Below are 16,123 nucleotides of genomic sequence, written 5' to 3'. Positions count from 1 at the left end.
GCAAAAGGATGAATGACAACAACGAAAAAGTGTTGAATTTTATGGGCGGGCGGGTAGTCGCTGCTGCGCTCTCTATCGCCCTCGTGTTAGGCTCGATTATTTCGCTCTTTTCCAGCCAACTGCAATTTGGTTTGGATTTTACAGGAGGAACTTTAATTGAGCTTGGCTATGATAAAACTGCCGACTTGGAAAATATTCGTAAAGAGTTACAGTCTGCTGGCTACCCTGATGCGGTAGTGCAAGATTTTGGCTCAGATAAGGATGTGTTGGTACGTATTGCAGGTGATAAACCATCACTGGGGAATGATGTGGCTGCAATACTCAAATCATCTTATGACGGAGAAATTGAGTTAAGGCGTTCAGAGTTTGTTGGTCCTCAAGTGGGTGAAGAGCTACGAGAGGATGGTGGACTGGGTATGTTGCTAGCGCTTGGAGTGGTGATGCTTTATATCGCTGCTCGTTTCCAGTTTAAGTTTGCGCTGGGGGCTGTACTAGCATTGGCCCATGATGTCATTATTACACTTGGTGTTTTTTCTGTTTTTAATTTGAGCTTTGACCTAACCGTGTTGGCTGCACTACTAGCTGTTATTGGTTATTCACTGAATGACACCATTGTTGTTGCTGACCGTATTCGTGAAAACTTTAGAAAATTAAGGAAAGCAACGCCAATCGAAGTGATAAATGCCTCCCTTACTCAAACATTAGGCAGAACCTTGGTTACTTCGCTTACTACGTTGTTAGTGTTAGTGGCATTATTTATTTATGGTGGTGAATTAATTCATAACTTTGCGTTAGCTTTAATTATTGGTGTTGGTGTTGGTACTTATTCATCAATTTATGTGGCAGCTAATATACTGCTGCTGATGAAGATTAGTCGCGAAGACTTAATGCCGCCAGAGGTGGAGCAAGAGCCTGCCGACGAGCTTCCATAAACAGTCGAAAAGAAAAAAGGTGGCATTAAGCCACCTTTTTTCTTGGGTGCTCTTGTTTTGAGTTTATTTGAAGCCTTTTGATAGGTGGGGCTGAATTTGCTGCAATACTGTTTTAAAACACTTTGGGTTGCCGCAAACAATCTGACCGTTATCCATGAATTCATGGCCACCTTTAAAATCGCTAACCAGTCCACCGGCTTCTTGAACTAGTAATATGCCGGCAGCAATGTCCCACTGGCTTAAGCCAAACTCCCAGTAAGCGTCATAACGACCAGCAGCTACATAGGCTAAATCAAGGGCTGCAGACCCAGCTCGACGAACCCCGGCAGTTTGCTCAACCAGCGCTTTAAACATGCCAAGGTAATCATCAATTCTATCCATTTGATCTGGACGGAAAGGGAAGCCAGTTGCAATTAAGGATTCGTTTAAAGGTCTATTTTTGCTGACGCGAATGCGCTTACCATTGAGTTGTGCACCTCTGCCACGGCTAGCAGAAAATTCTTCTTTACTGATTGGGTCTAAAACAATGGCATGTTCAATACGGCCTTTATATTGACAAGCAATGGAAACTGCGAAGTGAGGAATGCCATGAATAAAGTTAGTGGTGCCATCAAGTGGGTCAATTATCCAGAGGTATTCTTGACCTTCGCCATGGCCAGGGTGATGGCCTGTTTCTTCTCCATAGAACCCATGATTTGGATAGGCTTTTTTTAATGTACGCAGAATAACTTTTTCTGCAGCCTGGTCTACTTCAGTAACAAAGTCGCGCTCGCCTTTCTTGTTTACGGCTAGTACATCAAGCTGCTCGATAGCGCGCTCTATCACGTCACCAGCATTGCGGGCAGCCCTCAAGGCTATGTTAAGCATTGGTTGCATAGGAAAATCACTTTGGCATGTAAAAGAACAAAAAAGAAATTATATCAGACAATAACTTGCAGTCATTAATTTTAGTTCATCAGTATTGGTATATGGGGAAATTAACAGGTATGGGGCTGCTCATACTTTCTACCAGTTACTTTGTAGGTAGGAACTCTGTTAAAATTAGCGGCTTGATTTCACCGAATAAGACAGTTGGGTACGACTTGTGTTGGATAATATTAGAGTGGTGTTAGTAAACACCTCTCACCCTGGTAATATTGGGGCAGTTGCTAGAGCAATGAAAACCATGGGGCTGAGTGATTTACGGTTAGTTGCACCAGACGAATACCCTCACCCTTATGCTACAAGTCGGTCGGCAGGTGCTGAAGATATACTTGATCAGGCTATGGTTGTGTCTAGTTTGCAAAAGGCTGTTGGGGATTGTCAGTTAGTAGTAGGCACCAGTGCCCGTGAAAGGAAAATACCTTGGCCATTGATCAACCCTAGAGAGTGTGCTGAGCTAGCAGGGCAAGCCTGTGAGGCAAGTAAACAAGTTGCTATCGTATTTGGGCGAGAGGATCGTGGTTTAACTAATGATGAACTGGCTCTGTGCAACTACCATGTCAATATTCCAGCTTGTGAAGGTTATAGTTCATTGAATCTTGGGGCAGCAGTTCAAGTTGTTACTTATGAGCTTCGAATGTATCAGCTTGCGCAAGATAAACCAGTAAATAACCAGCTAGCATCCCATGAAAGTGCCTTTCCTGATGCTTCCCATGAAGAAGTAGAACGATTTTTAGCTCACTTTGAAGAGTTGCTTACTCAAATTGAGTTTCTTGACCCCACTAATCCGGGGATGGTTATGACAAGGTTCCGCCGTTTATTCCAGCGAGCCATGTTAGATAGTAGAGAAGTTAACATGCTGCGCGGTGTTTTGTCTGATACCCAACGGATAATCAAACAACTTAGCAAGACTAAATCATAGGCTAATTCACCATGTTTGAGCGTCTCCGAGAAGATATTGCCAGTGTTTTTGATCGTGACCCTGCAGCTAGGAATACCTTTGAGGTATTAACCAGTTATCCAGGAGTACATGCTTTACTGTTCCATCGTTTAAGCCACAAGCTTTGGTGTAAAGGTTTTAAGTGGCTGGCTCGGTTTATTTCATCTATTGCTCGTTTGCTAACGGGCATTGAAATTCATCCAGGTGCAACCATCGGGCGACGCTTTTTTATTGACCATGGAATGGGAGTTGTAATAGGTGAAACTACTGAAATTGGTGATGATGTAACTCTATATCAAGGGGTTACCTTAGGAGGAACCAGTTGGAACAAAGGTAAGCGTCACCCTACCTTGGCTAATGGAGTAGTTGTTGGTGCAGGTGCCAAAGTGCTTGGGCCTTTCACTGTTGGTGAAAATGCCAAAGTTGGCTCAAATGCAGTGGTCACTAAACCGGTGCCAGCAGGAGCTACGGTGGTGGGAATTCCGGGGCGAATCATTCAGAAAGTTTCTACTAATGGGGTAGACCCTCGTCACCAGGCGATGGCAGAAAAAATTGGCTTTGATGCTTATGGGGTAACGCAAAATATGCCTGACCCTGTCGCTAAGGCAGTAACAAGCTTGTTGGAGCATTTACATGCAGTTGATACCAAAATTGATGTCATGTGCACAGGCCTGAAAGACTTAGGTATTAATTACTGTGATAAAGCATTGCCGGAGTTAAATGAAGAAGACTTTGTTTCAGTAAAGGAAAATGGCCATTCGAACTCAGTGGTTGACTCTTATTCTGACCAGAAGTCTTTTAACTTTGAAAGCTCAGCTCAAGCTGAACAAGAGGTGGATGAACCTGCGGAAGAAAAAGATAAAGATAATGTCGCTTAGCAGTAAAAATACTTGACTAAAATACTAGGTTAAATACTTGATCATTTTAGTTGGTTTTAGCATAATCTTTAATTAAAGCCTGCTGATAAGTTTTTGGTGGCAGGAAAGGTTTATCAAGCCCTTGTTAAGTTATCCCTGTCACCTATGAAAAGCTTGGAGCTTATACAAACCGTTGCTTGATGTGTGGGCGCTTGAATGTCTGAGCAGAGCAAACGAAGCGGCAATTATATACAGGGCTTTTCAGAATTGTAAGCGATAACAGCAATCGACCTACAGAGTAATCGACATGCGCTTAACTACCAAAGGCCGTTACGCAGTTACAGCAATGTTAGACCTTGCCCTACATGCTGATAAAGGGCCAGTTGCGCTTGCAGATATATCTGAGCGGCAGGGAATTTCATTATCTTATCTGGAGCAACTGTTTGCCAAACTAAGGCGTAATGAGCTAGTGACTAGTATTCGTGGACCTGGTGGTGGCTACCAGTTAAGCCGCTCATCTCAAGCAATCCATGTGGCTCAAGTCATTGATGCAGTAAATGAATCTGTTGATGCGACCCGTTGCCATGGCAAGACAGGTTGTCAACAAGGCGATACTTGCCTGACCCATCATTTGTGGTGTGATTTGAGCAAACAAATACATAATTTTTTGAGTGGTATTAGCTTGGCTGACTTGGTTGCTCAGCGGGAAGTACGTGATGTTGCTTCTCGCCAAGAGGAACGGGTGAGCAGCCAAAAGCAAAGTGAGCAACAACCAGTAGAGAGAATTGATGCTTCATCATTAACTTAAATTAGTCAATATTAAAGTTGAGTTACGACTACTTTTTACCGTGTGAATAAATAAGTTGAAGCATTAAAAAGATTAAACGATCAACAACAAAAACAGCAGTAATTAGACTGAATCGAGATTAAGCCTGGAGCGTAGTAAGCGCTGGAGATAGTAATCAATGAAACTACCGATATACCTGGATTATTCTTCTACCACTCCGGTTGACCCTAGAGTGGCTGAGAAAATGTCAGAATACCTGACAACAAACTTCGGTAATCCTGCCTCAAGATCCCATGCATATGGCTGGAAAGCAGAAGAAGCTGTTGAGAATGCCAGGCGGCAGGTGGCGGACTTGGTGAACTGTGATCCTCGTGAAATAGTTTGGACATCGGGTGCTACAGAGTCTGATAACCTGGCTATTAAGGGTGCGGCCCATTTTTACCAGAAAAAAGGCAAGCACATTATCACCTCTAAGATTGAGCACAAAGCGGTGCTCGACACTTGCCGTCAACTTGAGCGTGAGGGCTTTGAAGTCACTTATCTTGAGCCCAATGCCGAAGGTATTATTGAGCCTCAAGTGGTGGCTGATGCAATTCGTGAAGATACTATTTTGGTTTCGCTGATGCATGCTAACAATGAAATCGGAGTGATTACTGATGTTGCAGCAATCGGTGAAATTACTCGTGAGAAAAAAATAATTTTCCATGTGGATGCGGCTCAAAGTGCAGGGAAAATTGATATTGACTTAGCCAATTTAAAAGTCGATCTGATGTCATTCTCGGGCCATAAAGTCTATGGCCCAAAAGGTATTGGTGCACTGTTTGTTCGTCGTAAGCCTCGAGTAAGAATAGAGGCGCAAATCCATGGTGGTGGCCATGAGCGTGGTATGCGTTCTGGTACATTGCCGACTCATCAGATTGTGGGCATGGGCGAAGCGTTTCGAATAGCGAAAGAAGAGTTAGCTTCTGAACAAGAGCGCTTATTAGCTTTGCGTAATCGTTTTTGGGACCATTTTAAGGATATGGAAGAGGTATATGTTAACGGTAGCTATACCCAACGCCTGCCTGGAAACTTGAATGTTAGCTTCAACTATGTTGAAGGTGAGTCACTCATTATGTCACTTAAAGACTTGGCTGTATCTTCTGGCTCTGCTTGTACTTCTGCCAGTTTAGAGCCTTCTTATGTGCTAAGAGCTTTAGGGGTTAATGATGAGCTGGCCCATAGCTCTTTACGTTTTACTTTAGGGCGCTTTACCACAGAAGAAGATGTTGATTATGCAGCAGAGCAAGTGTGTAAGGCAGTGTCTAAGTTAAGAGAGCTATCACCGTTGTGGGATATGTATAAAGACGGTGTTGATATTTCGAAAGTTGAGTGGGTTGCTCATTAACAAATAGCCATAGCCTGATATCAAGGGTGAGGAGTTCAAGATGTCTTACAGTAATAAAGTAATTGATCACTATGAAAACCCGCGTAATGTGGGCAAGTTAGATGCAGATGACCCCTCTGTGGGAACTGGAATGGTCGGTGCTCCTGCTTGTGGTGACGTTATGCGCTTACAAATCAAAGTTAATGACGAAGGTGTCATTGAAGATGCCAAGTTTAAAACCTATGGTTGTGGTTCAGCTATCGCCTCGAGTTCGTTAGTGACTGAGTGGATGAAAGGCAGGACCATTGATGAGGCAGAGCAAATCAAAAACACCAGTATTGCTGAAGAGCTGGAGTTACCTCCAGTTAAAATTCACTGTTCTGTGTTAGCAGAAGATGCGATCAAAGCAGCAGTTCAAGATTACCGCAGCAAGAAAGAAAGCTAGTCTCAATGCTTTGAGGTAGCTTTTAATGGTTTGTAGTAAGAAGTCTCTCAGATAACAGCATATTGTAGGTACTAAGAACTATGGCAATTACCCTCACGGAATCTGCAGCTAATCACGTGACACGTTATTTGGCTAATCGTGCTAAAGGTGTGGGCATTCGCGTTGGTATCAAAACTACCGGCTGCTCAGGACTTGCCTATGTACTTGAGTTTGTTGATGAGCTAGCTTCAGAAGATCAGGTGTTTGAAAGTAAAGGTGTCAAAATTGTAGTTGACCCAAAAAGTCTTGTTTATATAGATGGAACAGAGCTCGACTTTGTTAAAGAAGGCTTGAATGAAGGGTTTAAGTTTAATAACCCTAATGTATCCAGCGAGTGTGGCTGTGGTGAAAGCTTTAACGTGTAATCTGACTTTGAAAGTAGCCAATGATAATCAACGCCTTCGACCTAAGTGCAAACTATTTTGAGCTTTTTGATCTCCCCATTCAGTTTGATCTTGACCTTGCGAATTTAGCAAGTCGTTATCGCCAGCTGCAAAAGGTCGCTCATCCAGACCGATTTGCAGGGGCTTCTGAGAGAGAGCAGCGGATAGCAGTTCAATATACTGCTCACATTAACGAAGCCTATAGTACCCTGAAAAAACCGACCCAACGGGCAATTTATTTGTTGTCACTGAAAGGCGTTGAACTGGATACAGAAAATAATACTGTAATGGACTCAGGCTTTTTGATGGAGCAACTTGAGTGGCGTGAGCAGTTGGATGAAGTGAAGGGTTCTACTGATCCAGATGCAGCTGTTGCTAAGCTTTTTCAAATTTTTGAAAAAAAATCCAACTCACTTCAGCAACAGTTTGTTAGTGCTTGGCAGGAAAATACCTCAAAGTCACTAGTCCTTGCTGCCTCCTTAGCAAAACAAATGCTTTTTGTTGATAAATTACTTTCTGAGGCGGAGTTATTGGAAGCGGAGCTTGATGACTGAGCTTGAGTTAAGGCAAACTTTCTTTGCTTAACTCCCCCATATTTTTACTGCCCTTATGAGCTAAATGTTTAGCTAGCTAGAAGCTGCTTAATGAGCTGCTTCTATTTATTGAGTTTATGGAAAAGTGCGGTAAGTTAATTGAGACAGTACTGAAATAATATAAAGATTTATCATGGCTTTATTGCAAATATCAGAACCCGGCCAAAGCCCTGCACCTCACCAGCATAAGCTGGCAGTGGGGATTGATTTAGGCACTACTAACTCACTTGTGGCAACTGTAAGGAGTGGTAGTCCTGAAACTCTAAGAGATAAAGAAGGGCAATCCGTATTACCTTCGGTTGTTTACTATGGCGGGGAGCAGTTATTGGTTGGGCGAGCAGCAAAAAAGCTTGCAACATCAGACCCTTACAATACTATTCAGTCTGTTAAACGGCTAATGGGTAGAGGGGTTAGTGATGTAAAGTCATTAGGGGAGGTTTTGCCTTATCAGTTTAAAGGTGATGAGGGAATGCCTTTAATCCAAACGGCTGCAGGTGATAAAAGCCCAGTACAGGTGTCAGCTGATATTTTAACCTGTTTAGCAAAGCGTGCAGAAGCATCGCTGGGTGGTGAATTGGCAGGAGCTGTTATTACTGTGCCAGCCTATTTTGATGAAGCCCAGCGACAAGCCACAAAAGACGCTGCCATATTAGCTGGTATTAAAGTGTTGAGGCTGTTGAATGAACCGACAGCAGCGGCTGTAGCTTATGGCTTAGATCAAGGTAAAGACGGGGTGATTGCTGTCTATGACTTAGGTGGTGGTACCTTTGATATTTCAATTTTGCGGCTAAATCGAGGCGTATTTGAAGTACTTGCTACGGGTGGTGATTCTGCTTTAGGTGGCGATGACTTTGACCATGCCATTGCAAGCTGGATATTGCTGCAGGCTGGAGTTGATGCTAATCAGTTGAGTGCCATTCAACAGCGCCAGCTATTAGTTGCTGCCTGTGAAGCGAAAGAGTTATTGGCTAAGCAGCAACAAGTTGCAGTGAGTTATGATGAGTGGCAAGGAGAATTAAACTGCTCACAACTGGCTGAAATTTTAAGCCCACTTATTCAAAAAACGATCAAATCCTGCCGTCAGACTTTACGGGATGCTGGCTTAAAACCGCATGATATCAATGAGGTTGTCATGGTTGGTGGTTCTACTCGTGCTCTGGCTGTCCGCGAGCAGGTGAAAACATTCTTTGGTCAGGAGCCTCTGATTGAAATCGATCCTGATCAAGTGGTTGCTTTGGGGGCGGCGATTCAAGCAGATATTTTAGTGGGGAATAAATCTGGCGATGACATGCTATTGCTGGATGTGATTCCACTCTCATTGGGTATCGAAACCATGGGTGGGTTGATGGAAAAAATTATCCATCGAAATTCCACTATTCCTGTGGCGAAGGCTCAAGACTTCACCACATATAAAGATGGCCAAACGGGTATGGTCATTCATGTTTATCAAGGTGAGCGAGAGCTGGTTCAGGATAATCGCTCGCTAGCTCGTTTTGTGCTGCGAGGGATTCCACCTATGGCTGCTGGTGCAGGTAAGGTGAGAGTGACTCTTCAGGTAGATGCTGATGGCTTGCTAAGTGTCACTGCTAAAGAGTTAACCTGTGAAGTAGAAAGCAGCATTCAGGTGAAACCTTCCTATGGTTTAACTGACGAAGCTATTAGCAACATGTTGAAAGATTCATTTGGCTATGCCTCAGAAGATGCCGCAGCAAGAACCTTACGTGAACAACAAGTGGAAGCTGAGCGTTTACTTGAAGCGGTTGGTGCTGCATTAGCTGAAGATGGTGAGAAGTTGTTGGCTGAGGTTGAGTTACAAGCGATTACTACAGAAATGCAGCAATTGAGACAGTTGTTAGCAGAGGAAAAGGACCACTTGGTGTTAAAGCGTCAAATAGACAAAGTCAGTCAGCTGACGGAATTATTTGCAGCCAAGCGGATGAATGAATCTATCAAGAAAGCCTTAACAGGCCATTCAGTAGACAGTATTTAGGTAACTGATTATGCCTCAAGTCATATTCTTGCCCCATGAAACAATTTGTCCTGAAGGGGCAGTAATTGAAGCAGAGCAGGGTGAAAGCATTTGTGATGTAGCATTGCGTAATGATATTGAAATTGAGCATGCATGTGAGAAGTCCTGCGCATGTACTACTTGCCATGTCATTGTGCGAGAAGGCTATGACTCACTGGAAGAGCCTGATGAGCTGGAAGAAGATTTGCTGGACAAGGCATGGGGGTTGGAGCCTGAGTCTCGCTTAAGTTGTCAAGCACTAGTTACCGATCAGGATCTGGTGGTAGAGATTCCTAAGTATACTATTAATCAGGTTTCTGAGCGTCACTAAGGAGATAAATAACGATGGGCTTAAAGTGGGTTGATGTTCAAGAGATAGCTATTGAGCTAGCAGAGCGCCACGAAGATGTTGATCCTCGTTATGTCAACTTTGTTGATTTACGCAACTGGGTGATGGCGCTTGAAGAGTTTGAAGATGATCCGTCCCACTGCGGCGAAAAAATCCTTGAAGCAATTCAAATGGCATGGATTGAAGAAGCCGATTAAACGGGTTTCTAGAGTTGAGTACTATAAGGTGCATTTTCCCTAAACCCGCGTATAATTCGCGGGTTTAATTTATTTAAAATAATTTTTTTCAACTTGGAGACGTGAACAAATGGCAGTTGAACGTACTTTATCAATTGTTAAGCCTGATGCTGTTGCTAAAAATGTTATTGGCCAAATTTATAGCCGTTTTGAGCAAGCGGGTCTCAAAATCGTAGCTGCAAAGATGCTGCATCTTTCCAAAGAAAAAGCAGAGGGCTTTTATGCTGAGCATAAAGAGCGTCCTTTCTTTAATGACTTGGTTGCTTTTATGACTTCTGGGCCGGTTGTCGTTTCTGTTTTAGAAGGTGAAAATGCCGTAGCAGTTCACCGAGATCTAATGGGAGCAACTAACCCAAAAGAAGCGGCTGCAGGCACTATCCGTGCAGATTTTGCAGAAACGATTGATGAAAATGCTGTGCACGGTTCTGACTCTCCTGAGTCAGCGGCTCGTGAAGTGGCTTATTTCTTTGCTGATGAAGAAGTTTGCCCTCGCACTCGCTAATAGAACTAAGTGAGTTGAAGTTGTCTGCGTTGAAAGGTGAATAAAATGACCAGTGCTGTTGCTAAAACCAACCTATTAGGTTTAACCAAGCCTAAATTGGAGGCTTTTTTTGAGTCTATTGGTGAGAAAAAATTTCGGGCAACTCAAGTCATGAAGTGGATTCACCATTTTGGTGTAGACAACTTTCAGGATATGACCAATTTAGGTAAGTCTTTACGGGAAAAGCTGGCAAAGCTAGCTGAAATTAGAGGGCCAGAAGTAGTCAGTCAGCAGTTTTCTGAAGATGGTACTCGTAAATGGATTGTCAAAGTCGCAAGTGGTAGTTGTGTTGAAACTGTATTTATTCCCGAAAGTGGTAGAGGCACTTTATGTGTATCTTCTCAAGCGGGCTGCTCATTGGACTGCAGTTTTTGTTCTACCGGAAAACAAGGCTTTAATTCAGATCTGACAGCGGCTGAAATTATTGGTCAAGTATGGATTGCTGCGAAGTCGTTTAATAGTATTCCTCATAAAGAAAATAGGGCGATTACCAATGTTGTCATGATGGGAATGGGGGAGCCATTACTCAACTTTGATAATGTTGTGGATGCAATGAACCTAATGATGGAAGATTTTGGCTATGGAATTTCTAAACGTCGAGTCACATTAAGTACATCAGGCGTTGTACCAGCATTGAAAAAGTTGGCAGATGTTACTGATGTTTCTTTAGCGCTTTCATTGCATGCACCGAATAATGAACTTCGTAACGAGTTGGTACCTCTAAATAGAAAATATCCCCTTGAAGTGCTACTACCAACTTGTATGGAATATATGTCTAGATTAAGCGACAAACGACGTATTACCATTGAGTATACTTTAATTAAAGGGGTTAATGACCAGCCTGAACATGCTAAGCAATTAGTAGAGCTGCTACGTAATATTCCTTGTAAAATTAATTTGATACCTTTTAACCCCTTTGACTTATCTGATTATCAGCGGCCAAGCAATAATGCGATTAGAGCATTTCAGCAAAAGCTTTTAGATGCAGGCTACAATACTACAGTAAGGCGTACGCGTGGTGATGACATTGATGCTGCCTGTGGTCAATTGGCAGGGCAGGTGAATGATAAAACCCGCCGCAGTGAGCGTTATAGAGATAAGTTACTGAATGTAAAGCAACTCGCGTCTGAGCAAGTTAGACCACTTTGATTAAAATACGAGTTAATTATTTTGTTATATAGGACAGTTGCAATAGTTTTGTGGCAGCTGTAAATCCAATGGGGGCTATGGTGACTAATAATAAAAGAACAACCAATAACGTACTGCTAGGTTGTGTGTTGCTTCTCCTGCAAGTGGGCTGTGTGACAACAACGCAGAATGGTAAAAAAATTGATGAAGATAAAGTTGTTGCTGCGCAAATTGGTTTAGCTAAGGCTTATATCCAATCAGGGAAAGCGGGTCAGGCTAGGCCGCCGTTAGAAAAAGCACTGGAATATGATAGCCGTTCTGGTGAGGCTTACTCAGTACTTGCTATGGTCAATCAGCTGGAAGGTGAGAATGAACTCGCTGAAAAAAGTTTTCGGAAAGCCATCAGCTATAGTGATGAGCCTTCCGATGTACACAATAACTATGGTGCATTTTTATATGCCCAAGGGCGCTACGAAGAAGCATTAGAGCAACTAGATAAAGCAGCCTCAAATGTTTATTACCCCAAGCGTAGTTACTCTTATCAAAACATGGGGCTTGTAGCGCTTAAGCTGGGTAAGAAAACAGAGGCTCAGCATTATTTTGAAAAAGGCTTGCGGCTAAATAAAAGGCTTCCAAGAGCGTACTTTGAACTTGCAGAAATATTTTTTCAGCAAAAAAAGTATACACAAGCGAAAGAGCATTATGAGCAATTTAAAAAGCTGTCCCGCCAGAATGCTCGCTCTTTATTGTTGGGTGTACAAATTGCCAAAGTATTTCAAGATAATGATGTTGCTGCCAGCTATGGTTTGATGCTGAAAAAGATGTATCCTGGCTCAGAAGAGCTAAAGCAGTACCAGGGTTTATTATCGAATGAAGAGTGAAAATCATCAGCCTTTGGAGTCATACCAGGATCATATCACTCCAGGGGAAATGCTCGCGCAACAGCGACAAAACATTGGTGTTGAGCAAAGTGAAGTTGCTGATAGCCTAAAGATAAGTGTGGACTATGTTCAGGCCTTAGAGAGTTCGGCCTTTGACGAGTTGCCAGGGCTCACTTTTGTTAGAGGCTATTTGAGGCGATATGCTGATTTTGTTGGTCTGGATGCCAATCAGGTTATTCAAGCCTTTGAACGCTTTACGGGCTCTAAGTCAGCAGAACAGAGGCTCATCTCAGTTAAAGAAGTCGAGGCGCCGGAAGAAGCTAGTCATCCTGTGTTTAAATGGTTTACTTATCTGTTAGTTGGTGTGCTTGTAGCACTGACGGTTGTTTGGTGGCAAAACGAAGTTAATCAACCACTTACTGAGGGGGCTACGGCAGACCTGGAAGATGGAGAGATTACCGTTGAGACGGTAACTGGAGAAACTGTCGTTAATGTGCTGGCAGAGGCCCAGCAGCAAGAACAGCAAGCTGTAGATGTTGATGCTAATAAGCCAACTGAAGTAGCCGTAGCTGAAGCTATAGCAGAGCAGGTATTACCTGAGCAAGAAGCAACACAGGTACTGGCTGTTACAGAAGAGCCTGAGGTTAGTGAGCCTGTAACCCCTCAAATTGATGAAACTACTACTGCGGTTAATGAAAGTAATATTAATAATGAGCAGTCTGAAAGCACGGCTGTTACATTACAGGCAGAAAGTGAGAGTGAGCTCACTCAGGCAGCTCTTCCAGTGGAAGAGGGTGTTAATCATTTACTGATTGTTTTTGGTGGTGAATGCTGGACGGAAGTCAGAGATGCTAAAACTGGCAATGCCTTAGTCAAGGCTTTGTATAGGGAAGGCAGTAAACTAGAACTTAAACAAACAGGCCAGATTAAAGTTAAGCTAGGCAAAGCAAGTATGGTAAAATCGCTCCAGTTTAATGGGGGGGCAGTTGATGTAACCCCATTTACCCGTGGTGATGTTGCCAGGTTAGTACTAGGTAAGGAGTAATCTTCATGTTTGCTGAGTCCCCCATAAAAAGACGTAAATCACGCCAGATTCATGTGGGAGATGTAGCAGTTGGTGGTGACGCACCGATTTCAGTGCAAAGTATGACTAATACTGAAACCTGTGATGTAGCTGCCACTGTAGGGCAAATTGAAGCACTACAAGAAGCCGGTGCAGACATTGTAAGGGTTTCAGTACCTACTCTTGAGGCTGCAGATGCTTTTGCACGCATACGAAAGCAGGTTTCTGTGCCTTTGGTTGCAGATATACACTTTGATTATCGTATTGCCTTGAAGGTAGCTGAAAACGGGGTGGATTGCCTACGCATCAACCCAGGCAACATTGGTAGAGAAGACCGTGTTCGTGCCGTTGTAGATGCTGCAAAAAATAAAGGCATTCCAATCCGTATCGGGGTAAATGCTGGTTCTTTAGAAAAGGATTTACAAAAGAAATATGGTGAGCCTACACCAGAAGCGCTGGTTGAGTCTGCATTTCGGCATATTGATATCCTAGATAAACTTGATTTCCAGGAATTTAAGATCAGCCTGAAAGCTTCAGATGTTTTTACCACAGTCGCTGCCTATCGTTTGTTGGCTAATCAAATTGATCAACCCCTTCATCTAGGTATTACCGAAGCAGGTGGCTTTCGGTCTGGAGCGGTAAAATCCTCTGTTGGTTTAGGGTTGTTGTTGATGGATGGTATAGGTGACACCCTGCGAGTGTCACTGGCAGCTGACCCAGTGCAAGAAGTAAAAGTTGGTTATGACATTTTGAAAAGCCTTAAGCTGCGTACTCGAGGTATCAACTTTATTGCTTGCCCAAGCTGCTCACGACAAAACTTTGATGTAATTAAAACCATGAACGAACTGGAGCAACGCCTGGAAGATATTAATGTGCCGTTGGATGTTGCTGTGATTGGTTGTGTAGTGAATGGACCAGGTGAAGCTAAAGAAGCTGATATTGGTTTGACTGGGGGTACACCCAATAACTTGATTTATGAAGATGGTAAACCGAGCCACAAGCTGAAAAATGACGCGTTGGTGGATCACTTAGAAGACATGATTCGTACGAAAGCTAGGCAGAAAGAACAGGAGCTAGCCAATGTAATTGCCAAAGCTTAGTTACCCCTCTTAAAAGGCCAGCCTATTTTGGCCTTTTTTAGTCTCTCTCCTAAACAACTATGGTCAGTTGTAGCGAATATCCGTAAAATTGACCCTTTGTCATATCTGGCTACTAAACATCAGTTATTAACCAGTGTCTAACAAAACTTATTGAATATTAAAAGCAGACTTAGATAGATAAGGTACAGTTCCTTGGCGAAAAAACTTCAAGCAATTCGTGGGATGAATGATATTCTGCCTGCTGAGTCTAGTAGTTGGCAGTATGTTGAGCAAATAATTCGCCAGCTACAGGCAGCCTATGGTTACCACGAAATTCGTACGCCCATCGTTGAAAGCACTGACTTATTTAAACGCTCTATTGGTGAAGTGACCGATATCGTTGAAAAAGAAATGTACACCTTTGATGACCGCAATGGAGATAGCTTAACCTTACGGCCTGAAGGTACTGCTAGCTGCGTGAGAGCTGCCATAGAGCATGGACTGATTTTTAACCAAATACAGCGAATGTGGTATATGGGGCCAATGTTTCGCCATGAGCGGCCTCAGAAGGGACGTTATCGTCAGTTTCATCAGCTAGGTGTTGAAGCATTTGGCATGCAAGGGCCAGATATTGATGCAGAACTGATCATCATGACGTTCCGGTTATGGCAAATGTTAGGTATTGATAATGTCGTACGATTAGAAGTTAACTCGCTGGGTACAACTGAATCACGTACTCGTTATCGAGAGGCGCTGGTTGAATACCTCAATCAATATAAAGATCAGCTAGATGAAGATAGTGTGCGGCGCTTGTCGTCTAATCCACTGCGTATATTAGACAGTAAAGATCCTCAAACACAGGCTGTTTTAAACGGCGCGCCAGTTTTAACAGAATTTTTAGATGAAACTTCTAAGGCGCATTTTGATCAATTATTAGCAATCTTGGATCAAGCCAATATTCGCTATCAAATTAATCCTAAATTAGTACGTGGTTTAGATTATTACTGTGATACTGTTTTTGAGTGGATTACAGACGAGTTAGGTGCACAAGGAACAGTTTGTGCGGGTGGTCGCTATGATGGGTTAGTAACTCAATTAGGAGGAAAGCCTACACCGGCTGTCGGCTTTGCAATGGGGTTGGAGCGGCTGATTTTAATGCTGGAGTCGCTGAATAAAATTCCTGATGCTGCCAAACAACAAGTTGATGTAGCTTTGCTGGGAGTTGGAGATGTTTCTGGATATTCCTTAACGGTTGCAGAAAAGATACGTTCAGTGTTGCCTATGCTCAGGTTGCAAACCCAATGTGGTGGCAGTAGCTTTAAAAGCCTAATGAAACGGGCAGATAAGTCTGGAGCCTCTGTTGCACTTATTATTGGTGAGTCTGAACATGAGCAGCAGCAAGTAACCCTTAAGTGGTTGAGAGCAGATAAACCGCAACAAACGCTGGATTTTGATCAATTAATCGCCGAGTTAGAAAAACTTTAACTTAGCGGCTCGTGCAATATATTGTGCTATTATATGCGGCTGCTAAAAATGCAGCGCATTTAGTAGTGAAATGAATGACAGATAAAAATT

18 protein-coding genes are annotated in these 16,123 nt (G+C 43.0%); 17 read left to right on the top strand and 1 reads right to left on the bottom strand.

Translation table 11 applies throughout. The annotated features are described in order from the left end of the window. Positions 1-8: 8 nt before the first annotated feature. The gene (gene secF, locus G4Y78_RS22410) at positions 9-932 is read left to right on the top strand and encodes a protein translocase subunit SecF (protein ID WP_163835121.1); all 924 of its coding nucleotides are present in this window, start codon (positions 9-11) and stop codon (positions 930-932) included. 63 nt (positions 933-995) lie between these two features. On the opposite strand, the gene G4Y78_RS22405 is transcribed toward secF, so the two are convergent. Further along, on the bottom strand, positions 996-1,808 hold the full coding sequence (locus tag G4Y78_RS22405) for an inositol monophosphatase family protein (RefSeq protein ID WP_163835120.1): 813 nt from the start codon (positions 1,806-1,808) through the stop codon (positions 996-998). Positions 1,809-2,016: 208 nt separating this feature from the next. Here G4Y78_RS22405 and trmJ point away from each other — a divergent pair, with 208 nt between their 5' ends. From trmJ to hisS, 16 genes are all read left to right on the top strand, one after another. Continuing rightward, entirely contained in the window at positions 2,017-2,775 is a 759-nt protein-coding gene (gene trmJ / locus G4Y78_RS22400; RefSeq protein WP_163835119.1) for a tRNA (cytosine(32)/uridine(32)-2'-O)-methyltransferase TrmJ, read from the top strand. An 11-nt stretch (positions 2,776-2,786) separates the two neighbouring features. Further along, positions 2,787-3,671 (top strand): serine O-acetyltransferase, encoded by an 885-nt coding sequence (gene cysE, locus G4Y78_RS22395; RefSeq protein ID WP_163835118.1) that lies wholly within the window; start codon positions 2,787-2,789, stop codon positions 3,669-3,671. 286 nt (positions 3,672-3,957) lie between these two features. Further along, positions 3,958-4,458 carry a Fe-S cluster assembly transcriptional regulator IscR gene (iscR, locus tag G4Y78_RS22390; protein ID WP_163835117.1) on the top strand — a complete coding sequence of 167 codons (501 nt, stop codon included), beginning with the start codon at positions 3,958-3,960 and terminating at the stop codon, positions 4,456-4,458. Between the two features lie 157 nt (positions 4,459-4,615). Beyond that, a complete protein-coding gene (locus tag G4Y78_RS22385; protein ID WP_163835116.1) occupies positions 4,616-5,824 on the top strand; it encodes an IscS subfamily cysteine desulfurase in 1,209 nt (402 codons plus the stop codon). Between the two features lie 40 nt (positions 5,825-5,864). Then, positions 5,865-6,248 carry a Fe-S cluster assembly scaffold IscU gene (gene iscU / locus G4Y78_RS22380; protein WP_163835115.1) on the top strand — a complete coding sequence of 128 codons (384 nt, stop codon included), beginning with the start codon at positions 5,865-5,867 and terminating at the stop codon, positions 6,246-6,248. A gap of 80 nt (positions 6,249-6,328) precedes the next feature. Beyond that, complete coding sequence (gene iscA / locus G4Y78_RS22375; protein WP_163835114.1) at positions 6,329-6,652, top strand: iron-sulfur cluster assembly protein IscA; 324 nt, start codon at positions 6,329-6,331, stop codon at positions 6,650-6,652. A 20-nt stretch (positions 6,653-6,672) separates the two neighbouring features. After that, entirely contained in the window at positions 6,673-7,224 is a 552-nt protein-coding gene (gene hscB / locus G4Y78_RS22370) for a Fe-S protein assembly co-chaperone HscB (RefSeq protein ID WP_163835113.1), read from the top strand. Between the two features lie 172 nt (positions 7,225-7,396). Further along, a complete protein-coding gene (hscA, locus tag G4Y78_RS22365) occupies positions 7,397-9,253 on the top strand; it encodes a Fe-S protein assembly chaperone HscA (RefSeq protein ID WP_163835112.1) in 1,857 nt (618 codons plus the stop codon). A 10-nt stretch (positions 9,254-9,263) separates the two neighbouring features. After that, positions 9,264-9,602: an ISC system 2Fe-2S type ferredoxin gene (gene fdx, locus G4Y78_RS22360; protein WP_163835111.1), complete on the top strand. Its 339-nt coding sequence runs from the start codon at positions 9,264-9,266 to the stop codon at positions 9,600-9,602. A 14-nt stretch (positions 9,603-9,616) separates the two neighbouring features. Further along, a complete protein-coding gene (gene iscX / locus G4Y78_RS22355; protein WP_163835110.1) occupies positions 9,617-9,817 on the top strand; it encodes a Fe-S cluster assembly protein IscX in 201 nt (66 codons plus the stop codon). A gap of 109 nt (positions 9,818-9,926) precedes the next feature. Continuing rightward, positions 9,927-10,358 carry a nucleoside-diphosphate kinase gene (ndk, locus tag G4Y78_RS22350; RefSeq protein ID WP_163835109.1) on the top strand — a complete coding sequence of 144 codons (432 nt, stop codon included), beginning with the start codon at positions 9,927-9,929 and terminating at the stop codon, positions 10,356-10,358. 45 nt (positions 10,359-10,403) lie between these two features. Beyond that, entirely contained in the window at positions 10,404-11,546 is a 1,143-nt protein-coding gene (rlmN, locus tag G4Y78_RS22345; protein ID WP_163835108.1) for a 23S rRNA (adenine(2503)-C(2))-methyltransferase RlmN, read from the top strand. Between the two features lie 50 nt (positions 11,547-11,596). Further along, entirely contained in the window at positions 11,597-12,406 is an 810-nt protein-coding gene (gene pilW, locus G4Y78_RS22340; RefSeq protein WP_163835107.1) for a type IV pilus biogenesis/stability protein PilW, read from the top strand. Next, the gene (locus G4Y78_RS22335) at positions 12,396-13,451 is read left to right on the top strand and encodes a RodZ domain-containing protein (protein WP_163835106.1); all 1,056 of its coding nucleotides are present in this window, start codon (positions 12,396-12,398) and stop codon (positions 13,449-13,451) included. The genes pilW and G4Y78_RS22335 overlap by 11 nt, the downstream gene beginning before the upstream one ends. 5 nt (positions 13,452-13,456) lie before the next feature. Then, positions 13,457-14,569 carry a flavodoxin-dependent (E)-4-hydroxy-3-methylbut-2-enyl-diphosphate synthase gene (gene ispG, locus G4Y78_RS22330; RefSeq protein WP_163835105.1) on the top strand — a complete coding sequence of 371 codons (1,113 nt, stop codon included), beginning with the start codon at positions 13,457-13,459 and terminating at the stop codon, positions 14,567-14,569. Between the two features lie 192 nt (positions 14,570-14,761). Continuing rightward, positions 14,762-16,033 carry a histidine--tRNA ligase gene (gene hisS, locus G4Y78_RS22325; protein WP_163835104.1) on the top strand — a complete coding sequence of 424 codons (1,272 nt, stop codon included), beginning with the start codon at positions 14,762-14,764 and terminating at the stop codon, positions 16,031-16,033. Positions 16,034-16,123: the final 90 nt, after the last annotated feature.

Source organism: Spartinivicinus ruber (assembly GCF_011009015.1).
Lineage (GTDB): Bacteria > Pseudomonadota > Gammaproteobacteria > Pseudomonadales > Zooshikellaceae > Spartinivicinus > Spartinivicinus ruber.
This window is presented reverse-complemented; position numbering and strand designations above follow the sequence as displayed.